Source organism: Bradyrhizobium iriomotense (genome assembly GCF_018129405.1).
Classification (GTDB): domain Bacteria; phylum Pseudomonadota; class Alphaproteobacteria; order Rhizobiales; family Xanthobacteraceae; genus Bradyrhizobium; species Bradyrhizobium iriomotense_B.
Window position 1 is genome coordinate 161975 of sequence record NZ_JAFCLP010000012.1, and the last position, 17981, is coordinate 179955.

The following is a 17981-nucleotide window of genomic DNA, read 5'->3' on the forward strand; positions in this document are numbered from 1 at the left end:
AATCCGGGATGGTCCGAAGGACCAGACCCGGAATCTCGAGGTTCCGGGTTCAACGCTTCGCGTCGCCCCGGAACGACCAAAGCCATCAGGTCCATTCAATGCAACCGACGACCGAGCCGCACAACGCAACATTGGTGGAGAAGACTCCACTCGAAACCTATGTGCCGCCGGCAAAACCGTCGCTGATCGGCCTGTCGCGCACCGAGCTTGCCGATCGCCTCGGCGACATCGGGGTCGCGCCGGGGCAGCGCAAGATGCGCGTGCAGCAGCTGTGGCACTGGATCTATTTCCGCGGCGCCCAGAGTTTTGACGAGATGACCTCGATCTCGAAGGGCATCCGCGCCGATCTCGCCCAGCATTTCACCGTCGACCGTCCCGAAGTCGTGGCCGAGCAGATCTCCAACGACGGCACCCGCAAATGGCTGCTGCGGCTGCCGAGCGGCGACAATGTCGAGAAGGCGCATGAAGTCGAGTGCGTCTATATCCCCGAGACCGACCGCGGCACGCTCTGCGTCTCCTCGCAGGTCGGCTGCACGCTCAATTGCGCCTTCTGCCACACCGGCACGCAGCGCCTGGTGCGCAACCTCACCGCCGGCGAGATCGTAGGCCAGGTGATGGTCGCGCGCGATCGCCTGAACGACTGGGCCGATCGCGAGGACGGCACGCGCCGCGTTACCAACATCGTGATGATGGGCATGGGCGAGCCGCTCTACAATTTCGACGCGGTGCGCGATGCGCTGCTGATCGTCGGCGACAATGAAGGCATCGGCATCTCCCGCCGCCGCATCACGCTGTCGACCTCGGGCGTGGTGCCGAACATCGTGCGCGCCGGCGAGGAGATCGGCGTCATGCTTGCGATCTCGCTGCACGCCGTGCGCGACGAGCTGCGCAACGAGCTGGTGCCGCTCAACCGCAAATATCCGATCAAGGAGCTGTTGCAGGCCTGCCGCGACTATCCGGGCGCCTCGAACGCGCGCCGCATCACCTTCGAATATGTGATGCTCAAGGGCGTCAACGATTCGCTCGACGATGCAAGACTGCTGGTGAAGATGCTCAAGGGCATTCCGGCCAAGATCAACCTGATCCCGTTCAATCCCTGGCCCGGCACCGCCTATGAATGCTCGGACTGGGACCAGATCGAGAAATTCTCCGAATACATCTTCAACGCCGGTTATTCCTCGCCGGTGCGCACCCCGCGTGGCCGCGACATCCTCGCCGCCTGCGGCCAGCTCAAGTCGGAGACCGAAAAACTCTCGGCGCGCGAACGCCAGGCGCTGCGCGCCATGGCGATGACGGATTGATGAATGCGTGCCTTGCGTACTCTCGTCATGGCCGGGCTTGACCCGGCCATCTGCGTTTATGAGCCGTCATTCCGGGGCGCGCGTAGCGCGAACCCGGAATCTCGAGATTCCGGATTCGGTGCTGCGCACCGCTCCGGAATGACGATGACACTCAACAGGTCCCTCAGATGCCCCTGATCGGCCGCCTCATCGTCATCTTCATCGGCTTCCTCGCCGCCTGCTTCGTCGGCGGCATGATCGTGGTGGTCGCGCTGCTGTTTCCGGAATTCGCAGATCTCGGCGCAGGTCCCGTCGACCAGGGCGCGATCGATATCCTGCTTGGCTTCGGCTTTATCTTCGTCTCGGGCTTCGCGCTGGTGCCGGCGGCGGTGATCGTCGCGATCACCGAAGCGCTCTACATCCGCGGCGCGCTCGCCTATGCCGTCGGCGGCGGCCTTGTCGGGCTCGCCTGCTATCTCGGCCTCGTTCCCTTCCACTCCGACACGCTGCAGTTCGAAGGCATCGTGCGGCGTCACCTGGAAATCATGACAGGGGCCGGCATCGTTGCCGGCGTCGTCTACTGGCTGATCGCCGGCCGCAACGCCGGCGCCTGGCGCAACCCGCCGCCCCCGCGCCAGCCGCCTCCGCCATTGCCGGCGAATTCGCGGCCGGATGCGAGATAGTTTGAGCTGTCATTCCGGGATGGTCCGAAGGACCAGACCCGGAATCTCGAGATTCCGGGTTCGGTGCTGCGCACCGCCCCGGAATGACGGTCGCAAGGGTTCCCATCCCCGCCCCACTCCGCTAAACCGCGCGCCATGAACCGGACTGGACTCTTCATCGCCCTGGCGCTGTGGCTCGTGATTGGCGTCGTTTTCGGCCTCTATCCCGAGCTCGATCTCAAGCTGGCGTCGCTGTTCTTCGATCCTGAGACGAAGACGTTTCCGCTCAAGCTGAACGACTGGGCCGCCATCGCGCGGGACGCGGCGATGTGGATCGCCTGGGCGTTTGTGCTGCCCTCGCTGGTGGCGTTAGTGGTCAAGATGATCCGGCCCGACCGGCCGCTGATGGTGTCGGGGCGCGCGATCGCGTTCCTGCTGGTGACGATCATCCTGTCGGCCGGCATCCTCACCAATCTCACCTTCAAGACCTATTGGGGCCGGCCGCGCCCGGTGGTGGTGACGGAGTTCGCCGGCGACCAGCAATTCGTGCCGTGGTGGGATCCGCGCGGCGGCTGCGCGCGCAATTGCTCGTTCTTCTCGGGCGAGGGCGCGACCGCGTTCTGGACACTGGCCCCTGCCGCGCTGGCCCCGCCGGCATGGCGGCCGCTGGCTTATGCCGGCGCGGTTATTTTCGGCGTCGTGACGTCAGGGCTGCGCATGGCCTTCGGCGGGCATTTCTTTACCGATGTCTCGATCGCCGGCCTCGTGACCTTCGTCGTGATCTGGTTCGCCTACGCACTGATCTACCGCTGGCCGCGGACCCGGTTTTCGGACGAGGCGGTGGACGCCGCGCTGACCCGGCTGGCCTTGCCCGGTTACCGGCTCCGCCAGCGCCTGTTTGGCGGCAAGACCGGCCCCGCGCCGTCGATTTGAGCCATTAAATGCGTGCCCAGCCCCGCGAAATTTGATATTCGCGCGGTCAAGTTCGCCCCGACATCAGACCCTTTGAGACCCGATTGGAAGCCCCATGACCACGATCCTGAAAAGCCTGCCCAAGGGTGAGAAAGTCGGCATCGCTTTTTCGGGCGGTCTCGACACCAGCGCGGCGCTGCTCTGGATGAAGCAGAAGGGCGCGCGCTGCTACGCCTACACCGCCAATCTCGGCCAGCCCGATGAGGCCGACTACAACGAGATCCCGCGCAAGGCGATGGAGTTCGGCGCCGAGAAGGCGCGCCTCGTCGATTGCCGCACGCAGCTGGTCCATGAAGGCATCGCCGCGATCCAGTCCGGCGCCTTCCACATCTCGACCGGCGGCATCACCTATTTCAACACCACGCCGCTCGGGCGCGCCGTCACCGGCACGATGCTGGTTGCAGCGATGAAGGAAGACGGCGTCAACATCTGGGGCGACGGCTCGACCTTCAAGGGCAACGACATCGAGCGCTTCTACCGCTACGGCCTGCTCACCAATCCGGGCCTGAAGATCTACAAGCCCTGGCTCGACCAGCAGTTCATCGACGAGCTCGGCGGCCGCGCCGAGATGTCGGCGTTCATGACCGCGCAGGGCTTTGCTTACAAGATGAGCGCCGAGAAGGCGTATTCGACCGACAGCAATCTGCTCGGCGCCACCCACGAGGCGAAGGATCTTGAAAGCCTCGACAGTGGCATCAAGATCGTCAACCCGATCATGGGCGTGCCGTTCTGGCGCGACGATTGCGCGGTGAAGGCCGAGAAGGTCGTGGTGCGGTTCGAGGAAGGCCAGCCCACGGCACTGAACGGCCAGACCTTCTCTGATCCGGTCGCGCTGTTCCTCGAAGCCAACGCGATCGGCGGCCGTCATGGTCTCGGCATGAGCGACCAGATCGAGAACCGCATCATCGAGGCCAAGAGCCGCGGCATCTACGAGGCGCCCGGCATGGCGCTCTTGCACATCGCCTATGAGCGTCTCGTCACCGGCATCCACAACGAGGACACCATCGAGCAGTACCGCATCAGCGGCATGCGCCTGGGACGCCTGCTCTATCAGGGCCGCTGGTTCGATTCGCAGGCCCTGATGCTGCGCGAGACCGCACAGCGCTGGGTCGCGCGCGCCGTCACCGGCGAGGTCACGCTGGAGCTGCGCCGCGGCAACGACTATTCGATCCTCAACACCGAGAGCCCGAACCTCACTTATGCGCCGGAACGGCTCAGCATGGAGAAGGTCGAGGACGCCGCCTTCACGCCGGCCGACCGCATCGGCCAGCTCACCATGCGCAATCTCGACATCGCCGACACGCGGACGAAGCTCGGTCTCTATTCGAAGACCGGTTTACTGTCGGGCAGCGAAGGCTCGCAGATCTTCAAGCTCGAGAGCGACAAGGGCTGAGACCTTCGTAGCCCGGATGGAGCGCAGCGAAATCCGGGACCTTTTCGCCGAGCCGATAGATTCCCGGATTGCGCTGCGCTCCATCCGGGCTACATGGGCAAACACCGAAAACAAAAATGGCCGGGATCGCTCCCGGCCATTTGCGTTTGTGCGTGCCGTTACCGCGGCGGCGCGGTGCCGGGCGGGGGCGGCGGCAGCGAGGCCTGGCCGCCGTTGAGCAGCGGCGTGATGCGGCGGATGGTGACGCGCCGGTTGATCAGGCTCGGTCCCTGCGTCTGCTCCTTCAGGTACTGCTCGCCATAGCCCTGCGACGTCAGGTTCTCCGCCGGCACATTGAACTGCTGCGTCAGCAATTCGGCCGCGGCCTGCGCACGGCGGTCCGACAGCGACAGATTGTCGACCTCGTTGCCGACCGCGTCGGTGTGGCCCTCGATCAGGAACACCTCGCGCGGGTTGCGCTGGATCGCCTGGTTGAGGCCGTCGGCGATCACCTGCAGCCGGGCCGCCTGGTCCGGCGGGATGGTCCACGATCCCGTCTCGAAGTTGATCGTGTTGACGTCGATGCTCGGCATCTGCATGCGAACATTCGGGCTGTAGCGGATCTCGTCGAGCGAGTAGCGCCGATCGATCCGCTGCACCGGCGGTGCCTGCATGGTCGCGTAGATCACGTCCGGCGACGCCTCCTGCGCGTCGACGATGTAGCGATCGTAGGGAATGTTCACGACCGGCGGCGGCACGTCGACATAGAAACCGCCGACCGAGCGCGGATCGCGGTAGCTGTTGTCGATGATGACGATCTCGCGCCCGCCGGGGTCCCTGCGGATTCGTCGCAGCAGCGAACCGTCCGGACCGACCACGGTGATCACCTCGCTGCCATCGGGACGGATCACGACGGTGCGGGTTTCGCCGCCGACGGTGTCGGTGCGGATGTCGCGGGCGCCGTAACGGAAGCGATAGAGATCGTTGCCGCGGACATAGGCCTGCCCGCCGGGATCGCGGATGATGATGCGGTCGGGCTCGTTGTAGATGGTGCGGCCGCCTTCGACGACCTCGCGCCGCTGGTTGTGGAGGTCGGCGATGGTCGCGCCGATCACGGCACCGGCCACGACGCCGGCACCGATCGCCAGCGGCGTCAGGTCACGCTGCGGCGGGCGGGGTGGCGGCGGCAAGGGTGCAGCGACCGTCGGCGCGGCGCGGAAGGCCGGTGCGACCGTCGGCGGTGCGTACTGCGCCCGGTTCGGCGGCGGTGCTGCCGCGGGCGAGCCGGGGACGACCGTCGGAGCTGCAGCGCCGGCAGGCGCCGCGGGCCGGGGCGGCAGGGTGCCGGCCTGGGGCGGCGCAGCCGGAGTTCCGGCAGCGGGCGCGCCGGCAGGAGGCGTTCCACCCTGTTGGCCGGGAGTTGGCGTCGCCGTCGGGGCAGGGGCCGCGCCGGGAGCTGGGGTCGTGCCGGGAGCCGGGGTCGCCGATCCCGGACGTCCGGGCAGCGGCGTCGCAGTGCCACCGGGGGCCGGCGTTGCCGTTGGAGCGGGCGCAGCACCGGGCGCCGGCGTTCCGGCCGCCGGAGGCGAGCCGGGACGTGCGCCGGGCGGCGGTGCGCCGGGGCGGCCAGCCGGCGGTGCGCCGGGCGTGCTGCCCGGAGCCGGCGTCGCGGTTGGCGCAGGTGTCGTCGCCGGTGCGGGTGTCGCTGTCGGAGCGGGAGTGGCTGCCGGCGCAGGCGAGCCCGGGCGGGCCGTCGGCGCTGCGGGAGCGGGCGCCGTGGGTGTTGGTGTCGCCGTGGGCGCGGGCGTGGGCCGCCCCGCAGGAGCCGCTGCGGGCGGCGGCGGAGGCGGCGCAGCCGGACGCGCCGCAGGAGGCGGAGTCGTCGGCGCGTGCTGCGGAGCTGCGGCGGGAGGCGGTGCCGGCGGCGTGGGCGCCGGTCGTGCTGCAGGCGGCGTTGGCGGCGGCGGTGTCGGGGCGTGCTGCTGCGGGGCCGCAGCCGGAGGCGGTGCAGCAGGCTTCGGAGCGGCAGGCGGCGGTGGTGGCGGCGGCGGAGCCGGGCGGGCCGCAGGAGGAGGCGGCGGCGGTGGCGGCGCTGCAGGGCGCGCCGGTGCGGCTGCCGGCGGCGGCGCAGCAGGCGGGTGAGGCGGTGCAGCGGCGGGCGGCGGTGCGGCCGGGCGCGCGGGCGCGGCAGGCGGCGCGGCCGCTGGCGGGCCCTTCGGCGGCTGCTTCGGTTTTCCGTCAGGGCCCGTCTCTTGCGGCTGGGCCTGCGCGACCACGAGCGGCGAAGCGCTTTGCGCATGCGATGCGGTGTTGGCCAATTGCATCGCGGTGAGAGCCGTCGTCGCAAGCAGCACGAAACGAAGGTTGGTCATGGTGGTGAACTTCCCCGGAAGGTTCTTTGACGAAGTGGTGGGATGAACAGCTACGCGTTAGGCCGGATTGTGGCAGGCGAAGCGGTCGCGGCCCGATTTATTTCTGCACGCAAATCATCTCACTATGGCGACGTTCATTGCGCATTCAGACGCTCCTTGCAATCGCCTCACACATGGTGCGTCGCCTCACATGTGCTTTCGCGGCGGTGTTGCGTCAGTCGCAGGATTGGGCGTGAGCGGACCGCCCGGCCCGCGCGATGGAATCTCTTCAGGCACGCTACCCGGCAATTCGTCGGGCCGTGGTGATTCGCCGGGCTCACGCACCGGCGGCGTGATGTCGGGTTGCGGATTGCCGGGTGGAATTCCCGGTGGCGGTTCGGTGGGAGTCCCCGGTGTTGCCGGTGGAATTTCGGGCGGTTCGATCGGCATCGGCATCATCGAGATCGTTGTCCAGAGAACGATAACGACGATGCCGTGCCGATGTTCCCTGTCGCATCGCCTCGAAGCGCCCTATTCGGGCAGATGACAGACGGCCTCGATGTTGTGGCCATCGGGATCGAGCACGAACGCGCCATAATAGTTCGCGTGATAATGCGGGCGGATACCCGGCGGACCGTTGTCGCGGCCGCCGGCCGCGATCGCCGCCTTGTAGAACGCGTCGACCGTGGCGCGGTCCTTGGCCGCGATCGCGACATGCACCGGCTTGTTCATGGCGCCTTCGCCGCCGATCCAGAAGTCCGGCTTGCCGTCGGCGCCGAAACCTGCGGCCGCCGCGTGGCCGGTCTGCTCCGCCGTGACCTCCATGATCAGGCCGTAGCCGAGCGGCGCCAGCGCCTTGGTATAGAACTGCTTGGCGCGCTCGTAATCGGAGACCGAGAATCCGAGATGGTCGATCATCGTAAACCTCCGTTGTTCGTCCGTCAGCGTGACAGGAACGTATTGCTTCGCGTCTTGCGCGCAATCGCAAAGCCGCGTGCGACCATGTCGGCAATACAATCCTGCTGCCATTCGTTTTGTGACAGGTGTTCGATCACGACCGCGCGCGGCCACAGCGATTGCGGTGCGTCGCGGAAGAAGCCGATCAGCACGCGGTCCTCAAAACCCTCGACGTCGATCTTGAGCGAATCGACTTGGCCGACGCCGGCCTCGTCGAGAATGCGCATCAAGCGCAGCGACGGCACCTTGATGGCGTCAGCGCTGGCCGCGCCGGTCACGACATGCGTGGCGCCGAGATTGCCGCCGCCGCTCTCGATCATCAGCTCGCCGTCGCTGTCGCCCGCCGCGGCCTGAACCAGCCGCACCTGCGTCGCCTTCGATGCGGCATGGTTGAAGGATAACCGTCCAAAGGTCAGCGGATGTGGCTCGATCGCGACCACCTTGCCTTGGGTGCCGACCTGCCGCGCCATCACCAGTGCAAACGTGCCGACATTGGCGCCGACATCGACGAACACGCCGCCCGCAGGCGTGTGCTGGCGCAGGAAGTCGAGCTCGTCGAGATTGTAGTCGGGATTGAACAGCGCACCGCGCTCGGTCGCGCTGCCCTGGTGATAGAAGCGGAACGAGGCGCCCTGATACTGCACATCGACCGGTCCGCCGCGGAGCAGATTGACCAGCCGCGACAGCCAGGGCCGGAATGCGCCGCGCTTCAGCCCCGATCGCGTCGCGAGGCTGATGATCGCGGCCTGCGCCGCGTTCGGCGCAAACGCGCCGAACGGCGCGGTCGATGGGGCGTTGTCGGGCGTCAAGCAGCAGGTCCTCGTGGCAAGCGGCGCATGCATAGCCGGTTTTGCGGGGGGCCACAATTTCGCTGTCGTCCCGGACAAGCGTAAGCGCAGATCCGGGACCCATAACCACAGGGCGTGGTTGGGTGCGAGTTGGCAACTCCGAGTCTTCGCCAAACTCAATCCTGTGGCTATGGGTCCCGGATCCGCGCGCGCTTTTGGCGCGCTTGCCCGGGACGACGGAGAGTGCCTCACGCCGCCTTCTTCGGCGCCTTGCGCTGCCGCAGGAAGCGGCCGAGCAGCCTGCGCCGGCCCTTGCGCGGGATCAGGTCGACGTCGCTGACGAGCTTGGCGCCGCCCTTGCGGCGCTCCAGCACGATCTTGCGGCTGTGAAAGGCTTCCAGCTCGACGCGATGCGCGACGCTGACGATGGTCGCCTTCGGCAGCTCGTCGATGACCATTTTCATCATCTTGTCCTGGCTCTTCTCGTCGAGCGCCGAGGTCGATTCATCGAGCACGACGATGTCGGGCTTGTGCAGCAGCAGCCGCGCGAAGGCGAGGCGCTGCTTCTCGCCGCCCGACAGCGTCTGGTCCCACGGCCCCTCCTCCTCGATCTTCTCCTTGAGATGGTCGAGGCCGACCTTGTGCAGGGCTTCCCCGATCTCCCCGACGGTCCAGTCCTCTGCGGCTCCGGGATAGGCGACGGCGCGGCGCAGCGATCCGGTGGGTACGTAGGGCCGCTGCGGCAGCATGAACAGCCGCCGGTCGGGATGGAAGTTGACGCTGCCGTCGCCCCACGGCCATAGCCCCGCAATTGCGCGCACCAGCGTGCTCTTGCCGGTGCCGGACTCGCCGGCGACCAGCAGCCGCTCGCCCGGCTCAATCACCACCTCGGTCTCGCCGACCACCGCAGTGCCGTCATCGAGCGTGACCGAGAGATCACGCAGCTCCAGCATCGCCTCGTTGTGCGTCTCGCCGCGCTGGATGCGGCCGAGGCCGTCGCCCTGCTCGGCGCGTTCGAGGCCGTCGAGCGACATCATCAGCGAGGCGATGCGGCGCGCGCAGGCATTCCAGTCGGCGAGCCGCGGATAATTGTCGACCAGCCAGCCGAACGCGCTCTGCACGATGGTGAAGGCGGAGGCCGCCTGCATCACCTGCCCCAGCGTCATGCTGCCGTCGAGGAATTTTGGCGCGCAGAGCAGGAGCGGCACGACCGGTGCAACGAGGCCCGACCCTTGCGACACCAGCGTGGTGCGCATGTGTTGCCCGGCGAGCCGTGCCCATTGCCGCAAGACGCTGGCGAAGTTGCGGTCGAGGCCGTCGCGCTCCTCCTCCTCGCCACCGAGCAGCGCGATGCTTTCGCCGTTCTCGCGCACGCGCGTCAGGGTGTAGCGGAAATCGGCCTCGGCCTGGTTCTTGTCTTCCGAGACCTGCACGAAGCGCCGGCCGATCACCGTGATCGATCCGGATGCGATCGCGGCGTAGAGCACCGCGGCGATCACCAGGAAGCCGGGAATGGTCACCGACGAGCCGCCGAGCGTGATGGTGAGCGCGCCGCCGATGGTCCAGAGCACGACGATGAAGGTCGCGGCCGACAGCAGCGCCGAGGTGACGCCGGCGAGGAAATCGACCGGCGCGTCGGTCGCAATGCGTAAGTCCTCTGCGATCCGGTATTCCGGATTCTCGTGGTCGCCGCCGACGAGGTTGAGCTGGTAGTAGCGTCCGTTGGCGAGCCAGCGTGTCAGCACGCTGCCCGTGAGCCAGGCCCGCCAGCGCCGCTGGATGCTCATGCGCGCGAACACCTGCACCACGCCGAGCACGATGCTGCCGATCGCGAGCGGGAAGAATATCGCGGTGAGATGGAAGACGCTCGTCGCGTCGCGCTGCTCGATGGCATCGAAGATCGCGCGATTCCAGACATTGATGCCGTATTGGAAGCAGACGGTGAGGATGATCAGCACGCCGAGGCCGATCGAGAACGGCCAGGCGAGACGGTCGCCGTTGCGGCCCCAGAAGCCGCGCGCGCTGATCCAGAACCGCGTCAGCAGATAGTCCTTGCGGGCCTGCTCGGCCTCTTCGGGCGACAGCTCGGGATCGGGTTCCAGCACCTCGGGCGGCGGAGCGACCTCCTCGCCGTTCTCGCCTTTGATCTCGACAATGGGTGGCGTCTTGCCCTGGTCGCGCTTCCCGGCTGGCTTTTGCATGGCCGGATAACGCGAGAAAAATCAGCCGGTTCCCGTCGGTTCCCGAATAGCCTATTCGGCGGCACCGTCGCGCACCCGCCGCGGCCGCGCAGCCCGGTGGAGCACGCGCGACAGCTCTTCGATCGTATAGGGCTTTTGCACGAGATCGAAACCGAGGCTGCTTTCCTGGGACAGGGCCTGGCTGTAGCCGGTGGTCAGCACGACCGGCACGCCGATGCCGCGATCGCGGATCGCCCGCGCCAGATCGAGCCCGGTCATCCCGGGCATCACGATGTCGGAGAACACAACGTCGAAACGATCCGCGTCCACGACAAGCTCGGCAAGCGCATCGGCGGCATTGTCGACCAGCGTGATGCTGTAGCCGAGCGCGGTGAGGCCGTCGGCGGCGAAATTGGCGAGCTCGATATTGTCCTCGACCAGCAGCACCGACATGCCGCTGCCGGCCACCGCAGGCGCGGTGTTCGGCGCCTGCCGCTGCGGCAAGAGGTCCGCGGGCACGCGCGGGAGATAGAGCGAGAAGGTGCTGCCCTGGCCGACTTCGCTCGTGACGGTCACCTCGCCGCCGGATTGCCGGGCGAAACCGAACACCTGGGACAGGCCAAGGCCGGTGCCGTGGCCGACCTGCTTGGTGGTGAAGAACGGCTCGAAGATCCGCCCGAGCCGCGCGGCGGGAATGCCTACGCCGGTGTCGCTGACGATGACGCCGACAAAGCCTAGGCTTCCCGGGATATGGCTGTGCGAGACCTGCGCCAGCGTGTCGGGAATGGTGGTCGCCGCCTTGACGGTGAAGCTGATCCTGCCCTTGCCCTGCATGGCATCGCGCGCATTGGTCGCCATGTTGATCAGCGCGGTCTCGAACTGGCTGGCATCGGCATTGACGAGGCACGGCTCCGCCGGCAGCCGCATCGCGATCTCGATGGCGGGGCCAAGCAGCGTGGCGAGCATGTCGTGCAGCGACTGCAACCGCTCGCCGACGTCGAACACTTCCGGCTTCAGGGTCTGGCGCCGCGCAAAGGCGAGCAGCTGCGAGGTCAGCTTGGCCGCGCGCGCCACCGCGTCCGCAATCGCCGTGATGTAGCGCTGACGTCGCTCTTCGCTCAGCTGCGGGCGGTTCAACAGATCGACCGAGGCGCGGATCACGGTCAGGAGGTTGTTGAAGTCGTGGGCGACGCCGCCGGTGAGCTGGCCGAGCGCCTCCAGGCGCTGGCTGTGCTTGAGCGCCTCCTCGGCCTCGCGCCGCTTTGCGGCTTCCATCTGCAGATGCTGGGTCCGCCGGAACGCGAATGCGAGCAGCAGGAACAGCAGCGCCGTGGCGGGAATGCCGAACACCAGATGCTGGCCTATGGTCGCGAACCAGCGCGCGCGGATCGCCGCGGTCTCGAGCCCTGCGCTGACATAGATCGGATACTCGGCGACGCGCCTGTAGCCGATGCGGCGCTCGATCCCGTCCGAGGGCCAGGCGATGGTCATGAGCCCGCGCGTCGGGTGCGCGGCGATCTCGCGGCCGACCGGGCCGCCCGGATCGAGGCGGAGGTCACGGTCGAGCCGCGGGAAATGCGCCAGCACCACGCCGTCGGTGCGACCCATTGCGAAGAAGCTGCCGGGATCCGACCCGATCCTGGCGTAGAAGCTCTCGAAATATTCCGGCAGCACGGAGGCCTGGATCACGCCGATGAAGCTGCCGTCGTCGGTATCGCGGCGGCGGCTCATGCCGAAGAAGCGCGCGCCCTGATAGGGCGGACGCGGCGTCAGCGGCATGCCGATGAAGGTGCCGATGGTCTGGTCGACATGGGCGTAGAAATAGTCGCGGTCCGCGAAGCGCAGCTCCGGCGGCGGCGAAACCAGGCTGTTGACCAGTGCTTTTCCATCCGCGTCGAAGATCCAGGCCGATTTGAGCTGCGGCAGCGAATCGGTCAGCCGCTTCAGCCGGCGGTGCAGCGCCGCTTCGCGCGCGCGGATGATCTCGTCGGGAAGGCCGCGCACGACCTCGTTGAGCTCGGACAGGCTGCGGTCGATGGTCTCGAACACCTTGAGCGCATGCTCATGGGCGACATCGAGCGTGCGCTCGATCTCGCGGTCGGCGATGTCCTTGGTCGAGGTGTAGGAGATCGTGGAGGCGATCGCGAACAGCGCAATCGGCAGCGTCAGGGATGCAACCATCATCCACTGCAAAAGTCTCAGCGAATTGCGTTGCGCTCCCTGCACGGTCGCTCCGGTCCCAGACCGGAGAGCTTACTTGAATTTCCCGCCAGGAAGGAAGCAGCTTGTCGCTATAATCTTGGGTTGTATTCCGTCGAATCGCCCGCCATGCGCGTTGCGGCAAATTCTACTCAAACTGACGCCGATCGTGGCATGCCCCGGCCGCGGTGGCCGGGGGCCGTAGCATGAACGATGCTAGACCTGACGCTCGACCATCTTGAGCTTCAGCTCGGCGATGGCTTCGGCCGGGTTCAACCCCTTCGGGCAGGCCTTGGCGCAGTTCATGATGGTGTGGCAGCGATAGAGCCGAAACGGATCCTCGAGATTGTCGAGACGTTCGCCGGTCGCCTCGTCGCGCGAATCGGAGACCCAGCGGTTGGCCTGGAGCAGCGCGGCGGGACCGAGATAGCGCTCACTGTTCCACCAATAGCTCGGGCAGGAGGTCGAGCAGCAGGCGCAGAGGATGCACTCGTAGAGGCCGTCGAGCTTCTCGCGATCCTCGTGGCTCTGGCGCCATTCCTTCTGCGGCGTCGGCGAGGTCGTCTTCAGCCACGGCTCGACCGAGGCGTACTGCGCGTAGAAATTGGTGAGGTCGGGGACGAGGTCCTTCACCACCGGCTGGTGCGGCAGCGGATTGATCTTCACCGCGCCGTCCTTGACGTCGTGCATCGAGCGCGTGCAGGCCAGCGTGTTCTGGCCGTCGATGTTCATGGCGCAGGAGCCGCAGACGCCTTCGCGGCAGGAGCGGCGGAAGGTCAGCGACGGATCGATGTGGTTCTTGATCCAGATCAGGCCGTCCAGCACCATCGGACCGCAATCATTGGTGTCGACGTAATAGGTGTCGACGCTCGGATTCTTGCCGTCGTCCGGATTCCAGCGATAGACCTTGAACTCGCGCAGCTCGGTCGCGCCCGCGGGCTTCGGCCAGGTCTTGCCGCCAGTGATCTTGGAGTTCTTCGGAAGTGCGAATTCAACCATTGCTCTAACCTTTCGTCATTCCGGGATGGTCCGAAGGACCAGACCCGGAATCTCGAGATTCTCAGGTGCGCAATTGCGCACCATAGTTCGATGCTGCGCGTCGCCCCGGAATGATTGTTCGATCAATACACGCGCGCCTTGGGCGGGATGTACTGCACGTCGTTGGTCATGGTGTAGTTGTGAACCGGGCGGTACTCGATCTTGACCTTGCCGGCATCGTCCAGCCAGGCCAGCGTGTGCTTCATCCAGTTCTTGTCGTCGCGCTCGGAGAAGTCCTCGCGGGCGTGCGCGCCGCGGCTCTCGGTGCGGTTGGCGGCCGAGTTCATCGTCACCACCGCCTGCGAGATCAGATTGTCGAACTCCAGCGTCTCGACGAGGTCCGAATTCCACACCAGCGAGCGGTCGGACACGGCAATGTCGGTGATGCCGCTGTGGACCTTCTGGATCAGGTTCTGGCCTTCGCTCAGGACCTCGCCGGTGCGGAACACGGCGCAGTTGTTCTGCATCACGTGCTGCATGCCTTCGCGCAGCTTCGCGGTCGGGGTACCGCCGGAAGCATAGCGGAAATGGTCGAGGCGGCCGAGCGCCATCTCGGCCGAATTCGCCGGCAGCTCCGGCTGCTCGGCGTTGGCCGTGAGCTTCTCGGCGAGGCGGAGCGCGGCGGCGCGGCCGAACACGACGAGATCGATCAGCGAGTTGGAGCCGAGGCGGTTGGCACCGTGCACGGAGACGCAGGCGGCTTCGCCGATCGCCATCAGGCCGGGGATCACCGCGTTGTCGTCGCCGTCCTTCTTGGTCAGCACTTCGCCGTGATAATTCGTGGGGATGCCGCCCATGTTGTAGTGCACGGTCGGTACGATCGGGATCGGCTCGCGAGTCACGTCGACATTGGCGAAGATCTTGGCGGATTCGGAGATGCCCGGCAGGCGCTCGGCGAGCACCGCGGGATCGAGATGGTCGAGATGCAGGAAGATGTGGTCCTTCTTCTTGCCGACGCCGCGGCCTTCGCGGATCTCGATGGTCATCGCACGCGAGACGACGTCGCGCGAGGCGAGGTCCTTCGCCGACGGCGCGTAGCGCTCCATGAAGCGCTCGCCCTCGGAGTTGACGAGATAGCCGCCTTCGCCGCGCGCGCCTTCGGTGACGAGACAGCCCGAGCCGTAGATGCCGGTCGGGTGGAATTGCACGAACTCCATGTCCTGCAGCGGCAGGCCGGCGCGCAGCACCATGCCGCCGCCGTCGCCGGTGCAAGTGTGCGCCGAGGTGCAGGAGGCGTAGGCGCGGCCGTAGCCGCCGGTGGCGAGAATCACGGTCTGGGCGCGGAAGCGGTGCAGTGTGCCGTCGTCGAGCTTGAGCGCGATGACGCCGCGGCAGGTGCCCTGGTCGTCCATGATCAGGTCGATGGCGAAGAACTCGATGAAGAACTCGGCCGCGTGACGCAGCGACTGGCCGTACATCGTGTGCAGCATGGCATGGCCGGTGCGGTCGGCGGCGGCGCAGGTGCGCTGCGCCTGGCCCTTGCCGTAGTCCATGGTCATGCCGCCGAACGGGCGCTGGTAGATCTTGCCGTCCTCGGTGCGCGAGAACGGCACGCCCCAATGCTCGAGCTCGTAGACCGCGTCGGGCGCGTTGCGCACCATGTATTCGATCGCGTCCTGGTCACCGAGCCAGTCCGACCCCTTCACGGTGTCGTACATGTGCCAGCGCCAGTCGTCCTTGTGCATGTTGCCGAGCGAGGCCGAGATGCCGCCCTGCGCAGCGACCGTGTGCGAGCGGGTCGGAAACACCTTGGTGATGCAGGCGGTGCGAAGACCGGCCTCGCTGCAGCCGACCACGGCGCGCAGGCCCGCGCCGCCGGCACCGACCACGACGACGTCATAGGTGTGGTCTTCGATCGGATAGGCCTTGCCGTTGGTGGCGGGAGCGCCGTTGCCCTTGCCATTCGTCTCGTTGGCCATGGGTTACACTCCGGATGACAGTTGGAGAATCGCGTAGATCGAGGCGAGCGCGACCGCGATCGAGAAGAAATTGTTGAGCATGATCGCGGTAAGCTTCAGCTTCTCGTTATGGACGTAGTCCTCGATCACGACCTGCATGCCGATCTTCATGTGCCAGGCGCTGGCGACGATGAAGAGGACCATGATGATGGCGACCGGCAGCGAGCCGAGGATCTGCTTGGCGCCGGCCTGGTTGCGGCCGAGCAGCATCATGATGACGACGACCACCGGGATCATCAGCAACACCATCGCCACCGCAGTGACGCGCTGGCGCCAGAAGTCGCCGGTGCCGGAATGCGCGGCGCCGAGATTGCGGACGCGGCCGAGCGGGGTGCGCATGCTGCGCTTGGGCGTATCGCTCGCGCTCATCGTCCGCCTCCGGTCGCATAGGCGATGATCCAGATCAGCACCGTCAACGCGATGCCGCCGATCAGGGCGCCCCAGGTCAGCGCTTCGCGCTCATTGGCCTTGAAGCCGTAGCCGAGGTCCCAGACGAAATGCCGGATGCCGCTCAGCATATGGTGCATCAGCGCCCAGGTGTAGCCGAACACGATCAGCCGGCCGATGATGCTGCCCGAGAAAGCCTGGACATAGGCATAGGCGGCAGGGCCCGAGGCCGCTGCGATCAGCCACCAGGCCAGCAGCAGGGTTCCGACGTAAAGGGCGATACCGGTGGCGCGATGGACGATGGACAGAGCCATCGTCAGCGTCCAGCGGTAGACTTGCATGTGTGGTGAAAGCGGTCGTTCGATCCGTGCGGTCATGGGCTTTGATGTTGTATGGCGGCCCTTGAGGGCGCGCGCGGGGATCGCGAAAGGTCGGCTCTATTTACGGAGTCGATTTCGCCTGCGCAATCACCAATTCGCCATAAATCGAACCTGGGTTCAGCTCTACAGCCTTGATGAAACAAGGCCAATCAGAGGCTTGGTATACCAGGGCGTCGGTCCGCCAACAAACAAGCGAATAAAGATTCACCTCTTCCAAAGAGGTCGAGGCGCGTTGAAATTGCTATTGGAACACCTCTAAACGGACCATGCCGTCCAATCCGGGCAGAGATCGGCCAAAGGCCTCGCCAGCGCTAATTCACCCGGGCGCCAACGCTCCTCCTCGCCATCTGATTTGATCCGGCCCGGATATGCGCACCCTGCATTCCACCCCGCCACAGCGATCACCGGCTGAGCGGATCGCTCCCGCGCCACCGCTCGACCAGGAAATCGATGAAGGCGCGAATCTTCGTCGAGCCGAGCCGCGACGGCTGATACAGCGCATGCAGCGGCGCCGGCGCCGGCTCGTGCGCGCGCAGCAGGCGCCGCAGGCGTCCTTCGGCCAACTGCTTCTCCACCTGCCATGACGGCACGCGGACGATGCCTGCGCCGTTCTCGGCGGCCGCGGCGAGCGCATCGAGGTTGTTGACCCAGAGCCGCCCCGAGATGCGGACTCGCATTCCGCCCTTTGCCTCGCGGCCGAATCGCCAGGTTGCCGCGCCCGGCGCGTCCGAAAACACCAGGCAATCATGCTGCGCCAGGTCGGCAGGCGTATCTGGTTCGCCGCGGCGTGCGAGATAATCGGGCGAGGCACAGTGAATCATCTGCACCTCCGCGAGCTTTCGCATCACCAGCTGCGAATCCGGCATGCGCCCGACTCGAAGCGCCAGGTGGACGTCCTCCTCGATCAAATCGACATTGCGATCGACCAGCAGCAGGTCCACGGCGAGTGATGGGTAGGCGCGCAGGAAATCGCCGAGCAGCGGCGCGATCAGCAGGCGTCCCATCAAAGTCGGCGCGCTGACGCGCAGTCGTCCCGACGGCTCGCGGCGATTGCCGGCCAGCCCCTCTTCGATTTCCTTCAGCTCGCCCAGGATCGATTTGGCGCGCTCGTAGAGCATGCGCCCATCCTCGGTGAGTGCGAGCTGTCGCGTCGTCCGCATCAAGAGGCGCGTGCCGAAATGCCGCTCGAGCGCGGAAATCTGCCGGCTCACCGAGGTCAGCGAGCTCGGCAATGATCGCGCCGCCGCCGACAGGCTGCCGGCGTCCACGGCCCGCACGAAGGTCGCCATCGCCGCAAGCTGGTCCATCGCCATCCTTCCGTAATTCGCAAGGGACTATCCCATCTGCCAGAGATAGCGCCGAAAAATGGAAGGGTCTAGCTTGACCGAATCCGAGTACTCCGGGACTTATCCATGCCCACCCATGTCAGCCTGACGTCCATCGCGCATCCGCAAGAG

The 17981-nt window shown here is 66.4% G+C and carries 15 protein-coding genes and 1 pseudogene; 4 read left to right on the forward strand and 12 right to left on the reverse strand.

Annotated elements, in window-relative coordinates; translation table 11 throughout:
- The first annotated feature begins 98 nt into the window (after positions 1-98).
- The 4 genes from rlmN (at position 99) to argG (ending at position 4307) form a co-directional block, all read left to right on the forward strand.
- Positions 99-1301, forward strand: coding sequence for a 23S rRNA (adenine(2503)-C(2))-methyltransferase RlmN (gene rlmN / locus JQ592_RS23860; protein ID WP_211405221.1), 1203 nt, complete (start codon positions 99-101; stop codon positions 1299-1301).
- A gap of 167 nt (positions 1302-1468) precedes the next feature.
- The gene (locus JQ592_RS23865; protein ID WP_211405222.1) at positions 1469-1963 is read left to right on the forward strand and encodes a hypothetical protein; all 495 of its coding nucleotides are present in this window, start codon (positions 1469-1471) and stop codon (positions 1961-1963) included.
- Between the two features lie 135 nt (positions 1964-2098).
- Positions 2099-2875 (forward strand): phosphatase PAP2 family protein, encoded by a 777-nt coding sequence (locus JQ592_RS23870; RefSeq protein WP_211405223.1) that lies wholly within the window; start codon positions 2099-2101, stop codon positions 2873-2875.
- Between the two features lie 94 nt (positions 2876-2969).
- Complete coding sequence (gene argG, locus JQ592_RS23875; protein WP_211405224.1) at positions 2970-4307, forward strand: argininosuccinate synthase; 1338 nt, start codon at positions 2970-2972, stop codon at positions 4305-4307.
- 158 nt (positions 4308-4465) lie between these two features.
- Here the strand turns inward: argG and JQ592_RS23880 are convergent, their stop codons facing one another.
- The 12 genes and pseudogenes from JQ592_RS23880 to JQ592_RS38340 form a co-directional block, all read right to left on the reverse strand.
- On the reverse strand, positions 4466-6658 hold the full coding sequence (locus tag JQ592_RS23880; RefSeq protein ID WP_211405225.1) for an OmpA family protein: 2193 nt from the start codon (positions 6656-6658) through the stop codon (positions 4466-4468).
- A gap of 186 nt (positions 6659-6844) precedes the next feature.
- Entirely contained in the window at positions 6845-7087 is a 243-nt protein-coding gene (locus JQ592_RS38335) for a hypothetical protein (protein WP_246820642.1), read from the reverse strand.
- Positions 7088-7168: 81 nt separating this feature from the next.
- A complete protein-coding gene (locus JQ592_RS23885) occupies positions 7169-7555 on the reverse strand; it encodes a VOC family protein (RefSeq protein WP_211405226.1) in 387 nt (128 codons plus the stop codon).
- Positions 7556-7578: 23 nt separating this feature from the next.
- On the reverse strand, positions 7579-8403 hold the full coding sequence (locus JQ592_RS23890) for an FkbM family methyltransferase (RefSeq protein ID WP_211405227.1): 825 nt from the start codon (positions 8401-8403) through the stop codon (positions 7579-7581).
- A 227-nt stretch (positions 8404-8630) separates the two neighbouring features.
- On the reverse strand, positions 8631-10583 hold the full coding sequence (locus tag JQ592_RS23895) for an ABC transporter ATP-binding protein/permease (RefSeq protein ID WP_211405228.1): 1953 nt from the start codon (positions 10581-10583) through the stop codon (positions 8631-8633).
- A gap of 51 nt (positions 10584-10634) precedes the next feature.
- Positions 10635-12788, reverse strand: coding sequence for a hybrid sensor histidine kinase/response regulator (locus tag JQ592_RS23900; RefSeq protein WP_211405229.1), 2154 nt, complete (start codon positions 12786-12788; stop codon positions 10635-10637).
- 189 nt (positions 12789-12977) lie between these two features.
- A complete protein-coding gene (locus tag JQ592_RS23905; protein ID WP_211405230.1) occupies positions 12978-13760 on the reverse strand; it encodes a succinate dehydrogenase iron-sulfur subunit in 783 nt (260 codons plus the stop codon).
- A gap of 122 nt (positions 13761-13882) precedes the next feature.
- Positions 13883-15718 (reverse strand): succinate dehydrogenase flavoprotein subunit, encoded by a 1836-nt coding sequence (gene sdhA, locus JQ592_RS23910; protein ID WP_211405231.1) that lies wholly within the window; start codon positions 15716-15718, stop codon positions 13883-13885.
- 3 nt (positions 15719-15721) lie between these two features.
- Complete coding sequence (sdhD, locus tag JQ592_RS23915) at positions 15722-16126, reverse strand: succinate dehydrogenase, hydrophobic membrane anchor protein (protein WP_211405232.1); 405 nt, start codon at positions 16124-16126, stop codon at positions 15722-15724.
- Positions 16123-16521: a succinate dehydrogenase, cytochrome b556 subunit gene (gene sdhC, locus JQ592_RS23920; protein ID WP_211405233.1), complete on the reverse strand. Its 399-nt coding sequence runs from the start codon at positions 16519-16521 to the stop codon at positions 16123-16125. The genes sdhD and sdhC overlap by 4 nt, the downstream gene beginning before the upstream one ends.
- 404 nt (positions 16522-16925) lie before the next feature.
- Positions 16926-17642, reverse strand: a complete 717-nt coding sequence (locus JQ592_RS23925; RefSeq protein WP_246820643.1) for a substrate binding domain-containing protein — start codon at positions 17640-17642, stop codon at positions 16926-16928.
- Between the two features lie 60 nt (positions 17643-17702).
- Positions 17703-17837: pseudogene (locus tag JQ592_RS38340) on the reverse strand (LysR family transcriptional regulator); the annotation flags it as partial.
- Between the last annotated feature and the right edge of the window lie 144 nt (positions 17838-17981).